A 17,540-nucleotide genomic window follows, 5' to 3' on the forward strand; every position below is an offset into this window, starting at 1 on the left:
AAGCCCGGCTATTGCCGGGCTTCGCTGTGGAACGCTTTACTCCTTGATCCGCGATGTGGTCACGGGGGCAGGACATTGGCAGATTAATTGCCGCCGTTGCCCAGTGCCGCCCGCTGGCGAATGGTTTCGAAATCCCAATCGATCAGGATTTCTCCATTACGGAACACCTTGATCAGTTGGCTCTCTTCACTATCTACACCGTCACCGTTCAGAGCATCGGCGCGTACCGTCTGGACGCTCTCGTTTCTGCGCACTAATGCCAACCGGCCACGCTTGGAGCGCTTGCCCGGATCGGTGATCGGATCCTTGTAGACGTCGCGCCATTCGCCGTTGATGCAGATGGCAGAGGCTTTCATGGCGAACTTCTGGGTGTCGCGGTTAAGCTTTTGCAGCAACTCGCCGCCCATGCCAAAGGCCACATTATCCGCACTCAGGCCACGGGCTTTCATTTCCTGCAAGATCGCTTCGATGGACTGGGCACAGACGCCATCGCCCTGAATCAGGCGCACGCAGTCCGGCAGCACCCGGTAGCCCTTGCTGTTGGTGCGGTAGCCGAAGCGGGCCATCAAGCGTTCGATGGCTTCCGGGACGATCTCCACCGGTTCGCCGGAATCAGGACGGACCACCAAGGTGCCGCCGGCCTGCTCTACCTGCTCGCGCAGTTCGCCACCCCACAGGTTGTCGATGGCGTTCCAGATGTCGTAGGAATCGCTGACTACCGCCACCACCCGGTCTTGCCCGCCGAATTGCTGGATCATGTTGGCGTAGGCCCGGGCTTCACCGTCGCGCCCCCAGCTGGTAATGGTGCTGTGCTCTGCCGCCGGGATGGAGAAACCGGCCATGTCGGCACCGTAGTAACGGCGCGCGGCCATGATCGCGGAAAGGGTATCGGTACCGGCAAAGTTAACCAGGTGTGCCATACCACCAAGGGCAGCAGCTTCTTCCGAGGTGGCGCCACGGGCACCGAAGTCGTGCAGTTTGAAGGGCAGGCTGTCGCTGTTGTCGGCGGTATCTTCCAGGTAGCGCTGGATGATGGTGCGACAGTTGCGGGACACCGTGGCCACGGTGGTGGGATACCAGATAGCGCGCAACAGGGCAGTTTCCACATAGCTGGTGAGCCAGGCGCAGTTCGGGTCGGTGTTCATGACCTGCACCAGCACATTACCGGTGGGCACCACGGTGCCTTCCGGCACGGCTTCGATTTCGATGGGCAGGTAACCGTCGTAGTTGTCGAGAATGTAATCCCAGCCCGGACGGTTGAAGGGAACGCCGTGCGCAACACAGACCGCTTCGGCTTCTTCGATATCCGCTTTGCTGATCGGGCGGCTCAGGTATTCCTTGAGGAAGGCCTGCAGACCGAAGAACACGGTGTCGCGGTAGCGACCACCACGGGATTCGATATAGCTGGAGACATACTCGGCACCGGCCGGGTATTGGGCGAAGTGAGAGGTCTTGTAGGAATCGGTGTTGAGAATCAGGTTACGCATGACGGAGTTCCTCCTGTCGATTGTGATTGGCGCCGGTCTTTCCAGCACGCTGGCAGCGATCCGCTGCTCGGCACTGACGGGTCCCGTCGTGCCGATGAATATATATTGGCGATACGCCACTAATGTGTCAACTGTTTTTTACGGGCCTTTGCGGCTGACACATACAAGGTGGCAATCGCGGTCGAACGACCGCTCCCCCAAGGGGCGCTAGCCCAGGTCTGCTGGCTCGCTGAGGCAGATAATGCCCTGACGTGTTTCCGCCTTGCCTGCCAGCTGCGGGTAGACCTGCGGATCCGCATGGAAGGCCAGGTCCAGGGTGAGGGTGCTGCCGGTCGCAGCCAGTCGTTCGGCGCGCAAGTAGTTGGCACCGGCCATGGCCTGGGTGGTCATGGTTGCCTGCAGAGGGGCACCCCAGCGGGTGAGCTGAAAGCCCCGACTTTCCAGCCACTGCGTGAGTGGCTGCAGTATGTGTGAATCGTTGGGCAACAGCAGGTCCACATCCGACGGGGTTACCGCTTCGCCCTTCAACCAGCGGGCGAAACTGCCGATGACCATGGCCTGTGGGAAATCCGCTTGCAGCAACTGAAGCAGTGACATTGCGGCATCCCGATCACAGACGCGGGCGCTGTTTTGCGCCACCAACATGTATTCATGGGCGCGGTTGCTGTGCGGTGAGGTGCTGTCGGTGTGGGGACGGTCGTAAACAATGACGCGCTCCTCGATAAAACGGAATCGTTCGGCCAGCAGCCGTGCCACATCCCAGGCCTGGGGTACCCAGAGGCCATCCAGTTGCAGGTTTTCGGCACCCACTACGATGTAACCCCCCGGTTTGATGATCGGCTTGAGTGCCTTGAGAATGCCGCGCACTTTTTGCAAAAAGTGCGCATAGCTGCCTGCGCCGTAGAGCTGGCCAGGGTGAGTGCTTTCCATGCCGCAACCGAAGTACGGCAAGCTGGTGAGCACCAGGTCGACGGGTTCCATGTTCGCCAGTGAGGTTTCACAGTCGCCGTGGATCAGGGTGGCGTGCTCAAGGCCCAGATCATCGAGTCGCTGGCGCGCCGTGTGCAGACGGCCCGCTTCAATTTCGATACCGACACCTTGCCGGCCTTCCTGACAGGCTGCGACCAGGGTGGACGCAAAGCCGGCAAAGGGGTCCAGCACCCGATCACCGGGTTGGGACAACTCGCGTACGAAAGGCCGCATCTGTTCTACCCAGCCGCGGTCACGGGCAGCAAACGGGTCGCTGCTGGTGAGGGTGTGATCCAGGGCATGGGTGTCCTGGTTGGCGTCCAGGTGCAGCCAGCTATTGGGCATGGGTGATGTCTCCGTTGACGGCGGGGATCAAGACATGGCGCTCCGGATTCCAGTCCGCGCACAGGTTGCCGTTGGCATGGAATACCAGTTTGAAGATCTGGCCGCTGTCATGCTTTTCGTGCAGGCGCTGATAGTTTGACGATTCGAAGGTGACGGTCAGGCCATCACTTTCGATTACCAGATTGGAAAAGTAATAGCCGTGGGTGGCCTGCCGCAGGCGGGTGCCCTGGGCCAGGGGATGAGCTTCCAGAAAGGCCTGCAGCAAGCCCGCCACAGACACTCGCGACGCGCGGATATAGCGCTGGGTGCCGTTGGCGCGGTAGCGCTGATCCAGTTGCGACATTTCCCTCAGGATCACATGACGTACCCCCAGCGAGCGAGCCCAGTCCAGATAACGCTGCAGGGCGGCGAGGCTGTCCACCCCGCCCTGCTGCACCAGACACACCAGCTTAACCTCCGTGAGTGCACCCAGTTGTGCGACACACTCACGAAACTGATCCGTGATCATGACCCCTTCGCGGGAACGAAAGCGCATGATCTGCTGGTTGGTAACGGTGTCGGGATGGTGCCGCGACAGCTCCACCCAGTCGAAGGCGAAACTGCGGATGGCCGCGGCCAGCGCCGCATCCTCCCCCAGCGCAGTGAGCCCGGCACCATTGCTGTACAGCACCCTGCCCTCCACCGGGCTCACCGCGGCATGGGACGACAGGCAATCCAGCAGGCGCAGAAACCAGTCACGATGGTCGGTCATTTCCAGGCCCGACAGGGAATAGGACAACGGCAGGCCACGCAGCGCCATCAGGGCTGTCTGAAGCTGGTTGAAGTAATTCATGCCCGGGCGCAGCAGGCTGGCATGGGTGCCGGTATCGCCGTTTTCGCGCAGGTTTTCCGAGCAGAACCGGCAGCGGGCGGAGCAGGGCTGCACCGCGGCGTAGGGGGTCAGCGTTACCGGTTGGGCGACCCGCCAGGTACGCTCACCAATGCGCTGTTGATGCCAGCGACTGGCGTCCTCCGGGTGGGGTTCCCGGAAGACGGTGGTCGCCAGATCATGCTGATAGCGCTGTATAACGGCGTCCAGTTCCATCCCTGATCACGTTCCCGGTTAAATCAACCCGAGGATGTCCTGAATGATGAAGTAGTGATCTTCGAACAACCGCTCCGGGGTCAGTTCGCCCAGCGGTACCCAACGTGCCTGGCGGGCATCGTCACCGCCCTTCACTTTTGGCAGGCTGGCATTGGGCTCCAGCTCCATATAGAACGCGTGGGTGATGGTGCGGCCGCGAGCGGAACGGTAGGGGTCGTCGTAGACTTCCTGGCGGCGGATGGAGCCTTTGAGGACCGGGGCCGGGACTTTCAAGCGGGTCTCCTCACGCAGTTCCCGCAGACAGGCATCCAGCAACCGTTCACTGCCATCCACAAAGCCACCGGGCAACGCCCATAGCCCCTTGCCGGGGCTGGCACGACGCTCCACCAGCAACACATGGCCGGATTGCACCACCACACCATCCACCGTGACGAAGGTGGGCGCATAGGGCGCGGACGACCAGGCGTCGCGGTATTTGCGTACGAAGGCGATTTCATCGCGGATGTGCTGGTAAGCACCGGCATCATTGGCAAAGCCAGTGAGGTAGGACGCTACTGCTGACGGCAGCACGTCCGTATCGACCAGCGAGGGGAGCAGTGTCTCCGGGGCAGCGGAAAAGTAACGCTCGCGTATCGGCGTGGCGCTGATCTGCCGCACGTTGTCTACGCCCACTGCGGACCACTGCGGGAACAGGTTCAGATAAAAACCGGTGTGGTCCTTGCGGTGCCCGATCAGGGCAATGCGCGCTGGCCGGTGCGGGGTGGCGTGATGGGCGGTGACCATACCGGCGACGGTGGACTGCACGTTTCGCACCCAGGCTTCGTCATTGTAGGGCACGTCCATCAACGGCAAACACTGCAAGCGCTGGTTTTCACTTTCCGTCAGGCAGGCGCGCACCATCTGTTCGCGCTCCTGGTGAGTCCAGGGGTTACGGGGATTGCGAGCCTGCCAGGCGGAACCGATCAACAAGATTAATCGTTCGGCTTTCTCCAGGCCGGTGCGCACCACCTGCAGGTGACCGGCGTGAAAGGGCTGAAAGCGGCCAATAAAGACCGCGAAATCGAATTCGTACTGCATCAGCAAGCTCCTTGCCGTGGATGTGGGCAGCAAGTCTGTCTCGCTGCCGTGAACCGGTTGCCTGAACCGGTGTTGCTCTGTATTGTTGGCTAACTGCCACTATATAGCAACCCCTGGTGATCGAACCATGACCTACCGCTCAGAAGCCGACTTCCTCAAACAGTACAACGCCAGGGACTACGACAGCCCGCTGGTTACCGTGGACGTGGCAATCTTTACCCTGCACGAAGGCGCCCTGCAGGTGCTACTGGTGGAGCGGGGCGACTTTCCGCACAAGGGGCGCTGGGCCTTACCCGGCGGTTTTATCGACATTCACAGTGATGATGACCTGGACGCCTGCGCCCACCGCAAGCTGAAGGAAAAAACCGGTGTCGCCGCGCCGCTGCTGGAGCAGGTGTGTAGCAAGGGCAACGGCCTGCGCGATCCCCGTGGCTGGTCTGTCACGGCCTTGTACATGGCGCTGATCCCCCATGCCCCTACCGCAGACTTCGTGGCGTCAGTTAACGATGCCCGCTGGTGGCCGCTGGATCAGCTCGGAGGCATTGAGCTGGCGTTCGATCACCGCAGCCTGATTGCCACAGCGCGGGAGCGCTTGAAGAACAAGACGGCCTATACCGTGCTGCCGGTTCATGTGCTGAAACGCCCTTTCACTCTTACCCAGTTACAGCGTGCGTTCGAACAACTGATGGATGCCACCCTGGAAAAGAAATCGTTTCGTCGGCGCATTCTCAATGCGGAGATTCTCGAAGAAGTGGGCGAAGGCATTCCCGAAGGGGGGCGGGGCCGGCCTGCGGCACTCTATCAACCCGCCACCGGCTCCGAGCAACATCTGTTTGCGAGGGTGTTTGGTGAAGGCCTGTAAAGGCCCATCAAGAGGAAAGCATCATGAACACACTCAAGGATCGTTTTATCGGCGCGCTGGCCGGGCTTGCCTGCGGTGATGCGGTGGGCACGACGGTGGAATTTTCACCCCGAGGCAGCTTTGCACCCGTTACCGACATGACGGGCAACGGTCCCTTCAATCTGAAAGCCGGTCAATGGACCGACGATACCTCCATGGCCCTGTGTCTGGCGGAAAGCCTCGTTGAAAAGCAGGCCTTTGATGCCCGCGACCAAATGAGTCGCTATTTGAACTGGTGGCAATGGGGCTACCTTAGCGCCACCGGCAGCTGCTTTGATATCGGCAACACCGTGCGCGACGCCCTGGCGCGTTTCCGCGATACTGGCGAGCCCTACTCTGGCGACACCGCAGCCCATACCGCTGGCAATGGCTCGCTGATGCGGCTGGCTCCGGTGGTGCTGTTTGCCCACCCTGCCCCGGATCGCTTGCGCGAACTGGCGGCACTCAGTTCCCGTACTACTCACGGCGCTGCGGAAGCGGTGGAATGTTGTGAGCTGTTTGCCCTGTTGCTGGACCGTTGTTTGCGGGGCACTGACAAGGCATCACTCATGCAAAACCTGGCTGACCAACACTGGCAGGAAGCCAAGGTGCAGGCCCTGGCCGGCGGCGGTTTTCTGCAAGCGGGTTATGACGACATTATCGGCTCCGGCTACTGCATCCAGTCCCTGGAAGCCGCGCTGTGGTGTTTCTTCCATACCGACAATTACCGCGACGCCATCCTTGCCGCCACCAACCTGGGGGATGATGCAGACACCACCGCCGCGATCACCGGACAGATTGCCGGGGCATTTTACGGGGCGTCCGCTATCCCTGAAGCATGGATGGCCAAACTCGCCATGCGGGATGACATCGTTGCACTGGCTACATCCCTTTTTGAGCGAACGCACGAGAGCCAGGCATCGGCTGGGTTGGTGTTCCAATCGTGAAAGAAAGCCGCGCCGCGAGCGACGCTCCTACACGGGGAGGTGTGCAACAAAAAGCCCGGCGTTGCCGGGCTTTCGCTGTTAACTGTTCACTATTAACTGTTAACTGCCTTATTCCACTGTCACCGACTTGGCCAGATTCCTTGGCTGGTCCACATCGGTGCCGCGCAGCACGGCGACGTGGTAGCTGAGCAATTGCAGCGGCACGGTGTAGACGATGGGGGCGATGGTTTCTGGCACGGCGGGCATGTTGAGTACGTGGATGCCTTCGCCTTCTTTAACGTGGGCGTTCTTGTCGGCGAACACATACAGCTCACCACCACGGGCACGCACTTCCTGCAGGTTGGATTTCAGTTTTTCCAGCAGTTCGTCGTTGGGTGCCACGGACACCACTGGCATTTCACTGTCGACCAGCGCCAGCGGACCATGCTTGAGCTCACCGGCGGCGTAGGCTTCTGCGTGGATGTAGGAAATTTCCTTGAGCTTGAGCGCACCTTCCAGTGCCACCGGGAATTGCACACCACGGCCCAGGAACAGTGCGTGATGTTTTTCCACGAAGTGCTCGGACAGTTTTTCGATGGGCTTATCCAGTGCGGCGGCCTGTTCGATCAGGTTCGGCAGCTGGCGCATTTCTGCCAGTACCGTTTCGATTTCGCTGTCGGCCAGACCCTTCTGGCGGCCCAGGGCCAATACCAGCATCAGCAGGCCGGCCAGCTGGGTGGTGAACGCCTTGGTGGACGCCACGCCAATTTCCGGGCCGGCCTTGGTGAGGAATACCAGCTCGGATTCGCGCACCAGTGAGGAGCTGTCCACGTTACAGATGGCCAGCCGGCCCACATAGTTGGGAGACTGGGTATCACGCAGGGCAGCCAGGGTGTCGGCAGTTTCGCCACTCTGGGAAATGGTCACGAACAGGGTGCCTTCCGGTACCACATGTTTGCGGTAGCGGAATTCACTGGCCACTTCTACCTGGCAGGGGATGCCGGCAATGTCTTCGAGCCAGTAACGGGCCACCATACCTGCGTGGTAACTGGTGCCACAGGCCACGATCTGGACAGTTTTTACCTTGTCGAAAATGGCCGGGGCTTTTTCACCGAAGGCGTTGATCAACGTTGCCGGTGATTCGATACGGTCTTCCAGGGTTTTCTGGATGGCCGCCGGCTGCTCGAAGATTTCCTTCTGCATGTAGTGGCGGTATTCACCCTTTTCCGCATCTTCGTGGGTGCCGTCGAATTCGTGGGGCTCGCGGGTGACCGGGTTACCGTTGGCATCAACGATACGGACACCGTCGATGGTCAGCTCTGCCTGATCGCCTTCTTCCAGAAAGATAAAGCGGTTGGTGACGGGCAGCAGGGCCAGCTGGTCGGAGGCGATGTAGTTTTCATCGATGCCAAGCCCGATCACTAGCGGGCTGCCGGAACGGACGGTAACCAGCTTGTCCGGTTGCGCCTTGTGAATCACACCCAGGGCGTAGGCGCCGTCGAGTTTCTTTGTCACTTGCTGCACGGCGGTGAACAGGTCTGCGCCGGTTTGCAGGGTCTGGTCGATGAGGTGAACAATCACTTCGGTATCGGTCTGGGACTGGAAGGTGTAACCGTCGGCTTCCAGTGCGTCTTTCAGCTCCTGAAAGTTTTCGATGATGCCGTTATGGACCAGCGCCAGATCGTTGCCAGACATGTGCGGGTGGGCATTGGCTTCAGAGGGTTTACCGTGAGTCGCCCAGCGGGTGTGGGCGATACCGGTGAAACCGCTGGCCGCCTGTTCATTAACCGCATCTTCCAGCCCGGCCACCTTGCCCTGCCGACGTACCCGGGTAATCCCGCTGTCGTTGAGCAGCGCGACACCGGCACTGTCATAGCCCCGGTATTCCAGGCGCTTGAGTCCGGTGATCAGGATGTTGCCTACGTTACGCTGGGCGATGGCACCGACGATTCCACACATGCTTAATTTTCCCTAACTCTGTTCCTGAATAGCGGTGTTATGACGGAGATGGGCTGACGCTTATTTCCGCCCTACGAATCAGCGACAAGCGACGGTTTCGCTGTCAACTGTCCACTATCAACTGTCAACTTTTCTTCGTGGGACGCTTCCAGTTGGCCACATTCCGTTGCTGACCGCGGGCCACGGCAAGGCCGTTGTCGTCCACGTCCTTGGTGACGGTACTGCCCGCACCAACGGTTGCGTTTTCGCCGATGGTCACCGGGGCCACCAGTGACGAGTTGGAGCCGATGAAGGCACCATCTTTCATCACGGTCTGGAATTTGTTCACACCATCATAATTGCAGGTAATGGTGCCGGCTCCAACATTCACGCCCTTGCCAATTTGGCTGTCGCCGATGTAGGTCAGGTGATTCACTTTGGAGCCTTCGCCCACATAGGACTTCTTGGTCTCTACAAAGTTGCCGATCCTGGCTTTGTCCGCCAGTTCGGTGCCGGGGCGCAGGCGTGCGTAGGGCCCCACCGTGCAGTGGTCGCCCACTACCGCACCATCAATCAGGCTGTTGGCTTCGATGGCTGTACCCGCACCAATATTGGCGTCGCGGATGATGCAGTTGGGGCCAATGGTGACGCCCTCTTCGATGGTGACATCGCCTTCCAGTATTACGTTCACATCGATAATGACGTCACTGGCGATTTGTACGCTGCCACGGATATCCAGCCTGGCGGGATCACGGAGGGTGACCCCATCACGCATCAGCGATTCGGCCTGGGCCCGCTGAAAAATACGCTCGAGACGGGCCAGCTGGACACGGTCGTTGACCCCATCGACCTCCCAGGCGGATCCAGGCTGCAGGGTTTCCACATTCAGGCCAGACTGCACCGCCATGGCGATGACATCCGTCAGGTAATATTCACCCTGGGCATTGTTGCTGGACAGCTTCGGCAGGCAATCCGCCAGAAAACTGCGGGTACAGGCAAGGATACCGGTGTTGATCTCCTGGATACCCAGTTCGGCATCGGAGGCATCTTTCTGTTCGACGATGCGCTGGACGTTATTCTGGCCATCACGGACGATACGGCCATAGCCGCTGGGGTCATCCAGGGTAAGGGTCATCAGTGCCAGCGTGTTGTCATCCACACAGGCGACAAATTCCTTGAGGGTTTCTGGACGGATGAGCGGTACGTCGCCGTAGAGCACCAGGACGATATCCTCGCTGACCAAGGGCATCGCCTGGGCGACAGCATGGCCCGTTCCGAGTTGTTCTGCCTGTTCCGCCCACTGCAGGTTATGGCCTTGCACGGTCTGCTGTACCTGGTCACCACCATGTCCATAAACCACGACCGTATTGGTCACCTCCAGGCTGGCGGCTGCATCGACGACGTGCTGAACCATCGCTTTGCCTGCCACTTCATGGAGAACCTTGGGCAGGGCGCTCTTCATGCGTGTGCCCTTGCCTGCCGCGAGAATGACTACCGCTAGACTCATTAGCCTGTCCTTATTGCTTTACTGAGGTGTTCCAGACCTTCCCGGCCCGTTTGGCTTGCTGTTGTACGTCATCTTTATGACAGAAACAAAAAAGGGTAGCACCCGGCTACCCTTTCTGTGTTGAAGATTTGCAAAAAGTGCCGTTACCGGCCCTTTTTCTTCAACTGTTGAATTGCACGCAACTGGGCAACAGCCTCGGCCAGCGTCGCGGCAGCACGGGAGTAATCCATTTCGGAGTTCTTCCCTTCCAGCGCTTCTTTGGCGCGCTGTTTTGCCTGCTCGGCGGCAGCTTCGTCCATGTTGTCGGCACGTTCTGCCGTATCAGCAAGTACGGTGACCAGCTTCGGCTGCACTTCCAGGAAGCCGCCAGATACGTAGAACACTTCTTCTTCACCATTCTGCTTCTTCACCCGTACCGGGCCCGGCTTGAGCCGGGTCAGCAGCGGGGCATGGCCTGGCATGATACCGAGGTCGCCTTCCACACCGGAAGCTACCACGATTTCTACCAGGCCGGAGAACAGCTGGCGTTCTGCACTAACAATGTCGCAATGCACGGTCATCGCCATTTGTTGTCTCCCGGTGAAGGTTACTTGCTACGCTTGTTGTAGGCTTCTACCACTTCGTCGATAGAACCCTTCATGTAGAAGTCCTGCTCCGGAATGTGGTCGTAGTCACCGTTCAGGATACCCTTGAAACCTGCCAGGGTGTCTTTCAGGGAAACGTACTTGCCGGGAGAACCGGTAAATACTTCCGCCACGAAGAACGGCTGGGACAGGAAACGCTCGATCTTACGGGCGCGGGATACCACCTGCTTGTCTTCTTCAGACAGTTCGTCCATACCCAGAATCGCGATGATGTCTTTCAGCTCTTTAAAGCGCTGCAGCACCATCTGAACGCCACGAGCGATGTCGTAGTGTTCCTGACCGATAACCAGCGGATCCAGCTGACGAGAGGTGGAATCCAGCGGGTCGATCGCCGGGTAGATACCTTTGGACGCGATGTCACGGCTCAGGGATACAGTGGAATCCAGGTGAGCAAAGGTGGTCGCCGGAGACGGGTCAGTCAAGTCATCCGCCGGTACGTATACGGCCTGTACGGAGGTGATGGAACCTACCTTGGTGGAGGTAATACGTTCCTGCAGAACGCCCATCTCTTCCGCCAGAGTCGGCTGGTAACCTACCGCAGAAGGCATACGACCCAGCAGAGCGGATACTTCGGTACCGGCCAGGGTGTAACGGTAGATGTTATCGACGAAGAACAGTACGTCACGACCTTCGTCACGGAACTTCTCGGCCATGGTCAGACCAGTCAGCGCTACACGCAGACGGTTACCCGGCGGCTCGTTCATCTGACCGTAAACCAGCGATACTTTATCCAGTACGTTGGAGTCCTTCATTTCGTGGTAGAAGTCGTTACCCTCACGAGTACGCTCACCCACACCCGCAAACACGGAGAAACCGGAGTGCTCGATCGCGATGTTCCGGATCAGCTCCATCATGTTTACGGTTTTACCTACACCCGCACCACCGAACAGACCAACCTTACCGCCTTTCGCGAAGGGGCAAACCAGGTCGATTACCTTGATGCCGGTTTCCAGCAGTTCGTTGGTAGCTGCCTGCTCAGCGTAAGTAGGAGCCGCACGGTGAATAGACATGCGCTCTTCTTCACCGATAGGACCGGCTTCGTCGATCGGGCGACCCAGCACGTCCATGATACGGCCCAGGGTCTTGGTGCCTACCGGTACCTGAATCGGCTCACCAGTGTCGGTCACGGTGATACCACGCTTCAGACCTTCGGTGGAGCCCATGGCGATGGTACGGACTACGCCGTCGCCCAGCTGCTGCTGAACTTCCAGCGTGGTTTCAGTACCGTCCACGGTGAGGGCGTCATATACCTTCGGTACGTTTTCGCGCGGGAATTCCACGTCGATCACAGCACCGATGATCTGAACAATACGACCGCTACTCATGCTTGCATCCTCTTAACTTGCGTTTTTGCCGGGTCTATCAGTTTAGACCGCAGCAGCACCACCAACGATTTCGGAGATTTCCTGCGTAATTGCAGCCTGGCGTGCCTTGTTGTACACCAACTGCAGATCACGAATGATGTCACCGGCATTATCGCTGGCCGCTTTCATCGCGATCATACGCGCTGCCTGCTCACAGGCATTGTTTTCAACCACACCCTGATAGACCTGTGATTCGATGAACCGCACCAGCAGTTCGTCGAGCAGCTCTTTCGGGGCAGGCTCGTAAATGTAGTCCCAGTGACGCTTCAACTCTTCTTCTTCGCCCGCTTCAAGCGGCAGAAGCTGAATGTTGGTCGGCGCCTGGGTCATGGTGTTCACGAATTCGTTGTACACGATGTACAGACGGTCGATGGCACCATTGTCATAGGCATCCAGCATTACCTTGATGGAACCGATCAGATCGTTCAGGTGAGGAGTATCACCCAGACCGTTCACGGTCGCTTCCACATTGCCGCCTACGCTTTTGAAGAAAGACACACCTTTGGTACCCACTACGCAGTACTGGGCCTTGGCGCCTTTTTCTTTCCACTCTTGCGCGCTTTTGACGACATTCTTGAGCAGGTTCACGTTGAGGCCACCGCAGAGACCCCGGTCGGAGGTCACTACGATGTAGCCAACGTTTTTGACTTCCCGCTCTTGCAGGTAGCTGTGCCGGTATTCCAGATCGGCATTGGCCAGATGGGCAACCACCTGACGCATGCGGCTGGCGTAGGGCTTGGAAGCCGCCATACGCTCTTGTGCCTTACGCATCTTGGAAGCTGCCACCATTTCCATTGCACGGGTAATCTTCTTCGTGCTCTGGACGCTGGCAATCTTGCCTTTGATCTCTTTACCGCTGGCCATAGGAAGTACCTTTTATCAGCGAATTACCAGGTCTGGGTGGCTTTGAACTGATCGAGAGATTCCTTGATCTCACCCTCGATGTCGCCGTTGTAGTCACCCTTCTCGTTGATCTTGTCCATCAACGCTTTCTTTTCGCTGTTCATGTAGTCCAGCATGGCCGTTTCGAAGGAACCGATTTTCTCGATTTCGATACCTTTCAGGTAACCTTCGTTAGCGGCGTACAGAACAACACCCATCTCAGCAACGCTCAGCGGGCTGTACTGCTTCTGCTTCATCAGCTCGGTAACGGCCTGACCATGTTCCAGCTGCTCACGAGTGGAATCATCCAGGTCGGAAGCGAACTGGGCGAAGGCCGCCAGTTCACGGTACTGAGCCAGTGCCAGACGGATACCACCGCCGAGCTTCTTGACGATCTTGGTCTGGGCTGCACCACCTACACGGGATACAGACACACCGGCGTTCATGGCCGGACGTACGCCGGAGTTGAACAGGTCGGTTTCCAGGAAGATCTGACCATCGGTGATGGAGATCACGTTGGTCGGTACGAATGCAGATACGTCACCACCCTGGGTTTCGATGATCGGCAGGGCGGTCAGAGAACCGGTTTTGCCTTTCACTTCACCGTTGGTGAACTTCTCTACGTATTCTTCGCTGACCTTGGCGGCGCGCTCCAGCAGACGGGAGTGCAGGTAGAACACGTCACCAGGATAAGCTTCACGGCCCGGCGGACGACGCAGCAGCAGGGAGATCTGACGATACGCCCAGGCTTGCTTGGTCAGGTCATCGTATACGATCAGGGCATCTTCACCGCGGTCGCGGAAGTATTCGCCCATGGCGCAACCGGCAAACGGTGCCAGGAACTGCATGGAAGCCGGATCGGAAGCGGAAGCGGCAACGATGATGGTGTGATCCATTGCACCGTGCTCTTCCAGCTTGCGTACCACGTTGGCGATGGTGGACTGCTTCTGGCCAACCGCAACGTAGATACACTTAACGCCAGTGCCCTTCTGGGCAATGATGGAGTCGACGGCTACCGCGGTCTTACCGATCTGACGGTCGCCAATGATCAGCTCACGCTGACCACGACCGATCGGCACCATGGAGTCGATCGCCTTGTAGCCAGTCTGAACCGGCTCGTTAACTTCCTTACGCCAGATAACGCCAGGAGCAACCTTTTCTACCGCGTCAGAAGCGGAAGCGTTGATCGGGCCTTTGCCATCGATCGGGTTACCCAGGGCGTCAACAACGCGACCCAGCAGCTCCGGACCAACCGGAACTTCCAGGATGCGGCCAGTACAACGTACCTTCTGACCTTCGGCCAGGCTCAGGTAGTCGCCCAGTACCACGGCGCCAACGGAATCCTGCTCGAGGTTAAGGGCCATGCCATAGATGCCGCCCTCAAACTCGATCATCTCACCGAACATGACATCGGCAAGACCGTGAATACGCACGATACCATCGGATACGGAAACCACCGTACCTTCGTTACGTGCTTCGGTGGAGGTATCAAGTTTCGCGATGCGCGACTTGATAATCTCGCTGATTTCGGACGGGTTGAGTTGCTGCATCTCTAATCCCTCAAACTCAAGAGTTCAGTTGCTCTGCCAGACGGTTAAGTCGGCCACGCACACTGCCATCAATTACGGTATCGCCGGCTCGCACCAGCACGCCTCCAATCAGTGACTGGTCCACAGACGTGGTGACATTCACGTCGGTGCCAAGGCGTTTTTTCAAAGCGGCTACCAGCTTTTCGGCAACAGCGTCGTCCATCTCGAACGCGGAGACCAGCTCCACGTCGGTGAACTGCTGTTCCGCTGCCAGAAGCGCGTGGAACAGTTCCAGGATGACCGGCAACAGCGGCAGACGCTTGTTGTGCGCCAGCTGCGCAATGAAATTGCGCCCGCTTTCGTCCAGTTCGTCGCCACAGACTTCTGCAAAGGCAGAAACCTTGGCGGCGTCATCCAGTTCCGGCTGGTCAAGGTAGGCACGCATGCTGGCATCACCTGCCACTGCTGCTGCCAGGCCCAGCATCTTTTCCCACTTGTCCAGGGCGCCTTGTTCCTTTGCAAAAACAAAGGCGGCCTTGGCGTAGGGGCGTGCGATGGTGGTCAGTTCAGCCATGGGTTACCCGTAGTCTCAGAGTTCAGCCGCCAGCTGCTCAAGCATCTGCTTGTGCGCGTCCTGGTTTACTTCGCCGCCCAGTACCTTCTCGGCACCAGACAACGCCAGGGCTGCCACTTCTTTACGCAGCTGCTCGCGAGCCTGATTAACTTCTTGGTCAATCTCAGACTGGGCTTTGGCTACCAGACGCTCACCTTCGGTGCGCGCGGCTTCTTTAGCCTCATCCACAATCTGATTAGCCCGGCGATTGGCCTGATCAATGATTTCGGCCGCCTTCTCTTTTGCTTCTTTGAGATTGGCGGTCGCCTTTTCCTGGGCCAGTTCCAGATCGCGCTCAGCACGATCTGCGGCGCTCAGGCCCTCGGCAATTTTCTGCTTGCGCTCTTCCAGGGCCCGGGAAATGGGCGGCCAGACGAACTTCATGCAGAAGAATACGAACAGAGCGAACCAGATAGCCTGGCCGATGATCGTCATGTTGATGTTCATGCCATCACCTCAATCGCGTTAGGTAATTTACCGGATCAAACGCGATCGATTACTGGAAGATCAGCAGGAACGCGATAGCGATACAGATAATCGGCACAGCATCCAGCAGACCAGCGATGATGAACATGCGGGTTTGCAGCATCGGAGCCAGTTCAGGCTGACGAGCTACAGATTCCAGAAAACGGCCACCCATCATGCCGAAGCCCAGACCTGCGCCGATGGCCGCCAGGCCAGCTACGATAGCAGCAGCAAGAAATTGAATGCCTTCCATCTTTACACTCCCGTTAAGTGCTTGGTTGGTTTAATTAAAAACCGGTTTAAAAAATCTTAGTGGTCTTCGACCGCCATGCTCAGGTACACGATAGTGAGTACCATGAAGATAAATGCCTGCAGGGTGATAACCAGAATGTGGAATACCGCCCACGGCCAGGCACCGATAAACTGCCAGGTGCCCATCATGGCGGCCAGCAGAATAAACACGAACTCGCCGGCATACATGTTGCCGAACAGTCGCAAACCCAGGGATACCGGCTTGGCCAGCAGACCAATGGTCTCCAGCAGCAGGTTCACCGGGATCAACAGACATTTCACTACCGGGTTGCTGGCCTCAAAGGGGTGCAGGGCCAAGGTACCGATAAAGCCACCCACACCTTTCGCCTTGATGGTGAAGAAGATCACCAGCAGCATGACAGAGAAGGACATGGACAACGTGATGTTGGGGTCAGTGCTGGGCACGATCTTGAAGTAGGCTTCGTGTGCGGTCCAGCCGAAGAAGGTGGTCATGATCCAGGTAAAGGTCTGCGGGATGAAGTCCACAGGGATCAGATCCATCAGGTTCATCAGGAATACCCAGCAGAAGATCACCAGTGACAGCGGCGCCACCAGTTTGCTCTTGCCGTGGAAAGAATCGCGAACCTGGGTGTCGATAAATTCAATGATGGTTTCGATGAAGTTCATGAAACCGGTAGGGACGCCGGCGGTTGCCTTGCGGGCACCCAGCCAGAACAACAGGCACATGATGATGCCGAGACCGCCGGACCAGGCGAGGGAATCAACGTGGAATGCCATGAAGCCCATGTCTTTGGCTTCGGTACCGTTACAGGCAAAAGTCCAGGTGGTTTCGCTCAGCGTCTCGGCATGACCGTGACATTCACGGACATAGCCTGCGGGCAGTTCGCCATAGGTCAGATTACCCAAATGGTGCTTGATGTACTCGCCCGGAGAGCTACCAGCCATATTGATACCTACAGTCTCAGTCGTTTTGCCCGTCTTGCCCTGCTGTGCGTCCGTCGAGACGCGCTACCTGAATCCAGCCCACGACCTGGGCGATCAGGAAGCCTAGCAGCAGAACCATTGCAATTTTCATTTCCCGCGTTTCAGGGACCTTGGAAAAAGTGAGCCAGAACAGCAATAACATAATTGCGATCTTGCCCATTTCCGCCCGTACTGCTGCGGTGGCCATGCGCTTGGGCGCATGATTGCCGGGATGCAGCCATATCTGATAGCCGCCCCAGGCATATGCGATCAGGCTGATAGTGCCTCCCCAGGCCGCTACCAGGCCGGCCAGTGTTCCGGCCGTTACCGTTACCAGCAGGGCGAACACCACAATGGCGGCTAGTTGAGCGCGCATTAACCCCCAGAACAATGTTCTGTGGGCCTGGAATTCGTTGCTGGTGGTCACCGTGAAGCCTCTGGGCTGATGCATGTTGATGCCGCACCAGGCGCAAGGTCTTGGGCACCCCTGATCGTTAGCGCGGCGAAGTATATGGAGTTGGCACGCAAGTGGCAACCGTAGAGCGTGGATTGTTGGTCAATGTTCGACCATGGTCGAGCCGTTTTCGCAGCAGG

At 58.3% G+C, this 17,540-nt stretch carries 17 protein-coding genes; 2 read left to right on the forward strand and 15 right to left on the reverse strand.

From position 1 onward, the window contains the following. Nucleotides 1-83: 83 nt before the first annotated feature. The 4 genes from D4A39_RS08340 to D4A39_RS08355 form a co-directional block, all read right to left on the reverse strand. Nucleotides 84-1,487 carry a nicotinate phosphoribosyltransferase gene (locus D4A39_RS08340; protein ID WP_119917872.1) on the reverse strand — a complete coding sequence of 468 codons (1,404 nt, stop codon included), beginning with the start codon at nt 1,485-1,487 and terminating at the stop codon, nt 84-86. A gap of 207 nt (nt 1,488-1,694) precedes the next feature. Further along, nucleotides 1,695-2,801, reverse strand: coding sequence for a class I SAM-dependent methyltransferase (locus D4A39_RS08345; RefSeq protein ID WP_119917873.1), 1,107 nt, complete (start codon nt 2,799-2,801; stop codon nt 1,695-1,697). Further along, nucleotides 2,791-3,885, reverse strand: coding sequence for a hypothetical protein (locus tag D4A39_RS08350; RefSeq protein ID WP_119917874.1), 1,095 nt, complete (start codon nt 3,883-3,885; stop codon nt 2,791-2,793). Before D4A39_RS08350 ends, D4A39_RS08345 begins: the two co-directional genes overlap by 11 nt. 18 nt (nt 3,886-3,903) lie before the next feature. Continuing rightward, nucleotides 3,904-4,962: a bifunctional nicotinamide-nucleotide adenylyltransferase/Nudix hydroxylase gene (locus D4A39_RS08355; protein ID WP_119917875.1), complete on the reverse strand. Its 1,059-nt coding sequence runs from the start codon at nt 4,960-4,962 to the stop codon at nt 3,904-3,906. Nucleotides 4,963-5,089: 127 nt separating this feature from the next. On the opposite strand from D4A39_RS08355, the gene D4A39_RS08360 reads away from it, so the two are divergent. Next, nucleotides 5,090-5,824, forward strand: coding sequence for an NUDIX domain-containing protein (locus D4A39_RS08360; RefSeq protein ID WP_022985894.1), 735 nt, complete (start codon nt 5,090-5,092; stop codon nt 5,822-5,824). Between the two features lie 23 nt (nt 5,825-5,847). Continuing rightward, complete coding sequence (locus D4A39_RS08365; protein WP_199699434.1) at nt 5,848-6,789, forward strand: ADP-ribosylglycohydrolase family protein; 942 nt, start codon at nt 5,848-5,850, stop codon at nt 6,787-6,789. Nucleotides 6,790-6,897: 108 nt separating this feature from the next. Here D4A39_RS08365 and glmS read toward each other — a convergent pair whose 3' ends face one another. From glmS to D4A39_RS08420, 11 genes are all read right to left on the reverse strand, one after another. Then, nucleotides 6,898-8,727 (reverse strand): glutamine--fructose-6-phosphate transaminase (isomerizing), encoded by a 1,830-nt coding sequence (gene glmS, locus D4A39_RS08370; RefSeq protein WP_119917877.1) that lies wholly within the window; start codon nt 8,725-8,727, stop codon nt 6,898-6,900. A 124-nt stretch (nt 8,728-8,851) separates the two neighbouring features. Then, nucleotides 8,852-10,213 (reverse strand): bifunctional UDP-N-acetylglucosamine diphosphorylase/glucosamine-1-phosphate N-acetyltransferase GlmU, encoded by a 1,362-nt coding sequence (gene glmU / locus D4A39_RS08375; protein WP_022985897.1) that lies wholly within the window; start codon nt 10,211-10,213, stop codon nt 8,852-8,854. 143 nt (nt 10,214-10,356) lie between these two features. Beyond that, entirely contained in the window at nt 10,357-10,779 is a 423-nt protein-coding gene (locus D4A39_RS08380; protein WP_022985898.1) for a F0F1 ATP synthase subunit epsilon, read from the reverse strand. A gap of 20 nt (nt 10,780-10,799) precedes the next feature. Then, complete coding sequence (gene atpD, locus D4A39_RS08385; RefSeq protein ID WP_022985899.1) at nt 10,800-12,182, reverse strand: F0F1 ATP synthase subunit beta; 1,383 nt, start codon at nt 12,180-12,182, stop codon at nt 10,800-10,802. 42 nt (nt 12,183-12,224) lie between these two features. After that, the gene (gene atpG, locus D4A39_RS08390) at nt 12,225-13,085 is read right to left on the reverse strand and encodes a F0F1 ATP synthase subunit gamma (protein WP_022985900.1); all 861 of its coding nucleotides are present in this window, start codon (nt 13,083-13,085) and stop codon (nt 12,225-12,227) included. Nucleotides 13,086-13,108: 23 nt separating this feature from the next. Beyond that, the gene (gene atpA, locus D4A39_RS08395; protein WP_022985901.1) at nt 13,109-14,653 is read right to left on the reverse strand and encodes a F0F1 ATP synthase subunit alpha; all 1,545 of its coding nucleotides are present in this window, start codon (nt 14,651-14,653) and stop codon (nt 13,109-13,111) included. A gap of 16 nt (nt 14,654-14,669) precedes the next feature. After that, entirely contained in the window at nt 14,670-15,206 is a 537-nt protein-coding gene (locus tag D4A39_RS08400; protein WP_022985902.1) for a F0F1 ATP synthase subunit delta, read from the reverse strand. A gap of 15 nt (nt 15,207-15,221) precedes the next feature. Beyond that, nucleotides 15,222-15,692 (reverse strand): F0F1 ATP synthase subunit B, encoded by a 471-nt coding sequence (locus tag D4A39_RS08405; RefSeq protein WP_022985903.1) that lies wholly within the window; start codon nt 15,690-15,692, stop codon nt 15,222-15,224. A 49-nt stretch (nt 15,693-15,741) separates the two neighbouring features. Continuing rightward, complete coding sequence (atpE, locus tag D4A39_RS08410; RefSeq protein ID WP_007151035.1) at nt 15,742-15,963, reverse strand: F0F1 ATP synthase subunit C; 222 nt, start codon at nt 15,961-15,963, stop codon at nt 15,742-15,744. 56 nt (nt 15,964-16,019) lie between these two features. Beyond that, entirely contained in the window at nt 16,020-16,928 is a 909-nt protein-coding gene (atpB, locus tag D4A39_RS08415; protein ID WP_022985904.1) for a F0F1 ATP synthase subunit A, read from the reverse strand. Between the two features lie 16 nt (nt 16,929-16,944). Next, entirely contained in the window at nt 16,945-17,373 is a 429-nt protein-coding gene (locus D4A39_RS08420) for an ATP synthase subunit I (RefSeq protein WP_233192030.1), read from the reverse strand. Between the last annotated feature and the right edge of the window lie 167 nt (nt 17,374-17,540).

Origin of the sequence: Alcanivorax profundi (genome assembly GCF_003597125.1) — a bacterium.
Classification (GTDB): Bacteria; Pseudomonadota; Gammaproteobacteria; order Pseudomonadales; family Alcanivoracaceae; genus Alcanivorax; species Alcanivorax profundi.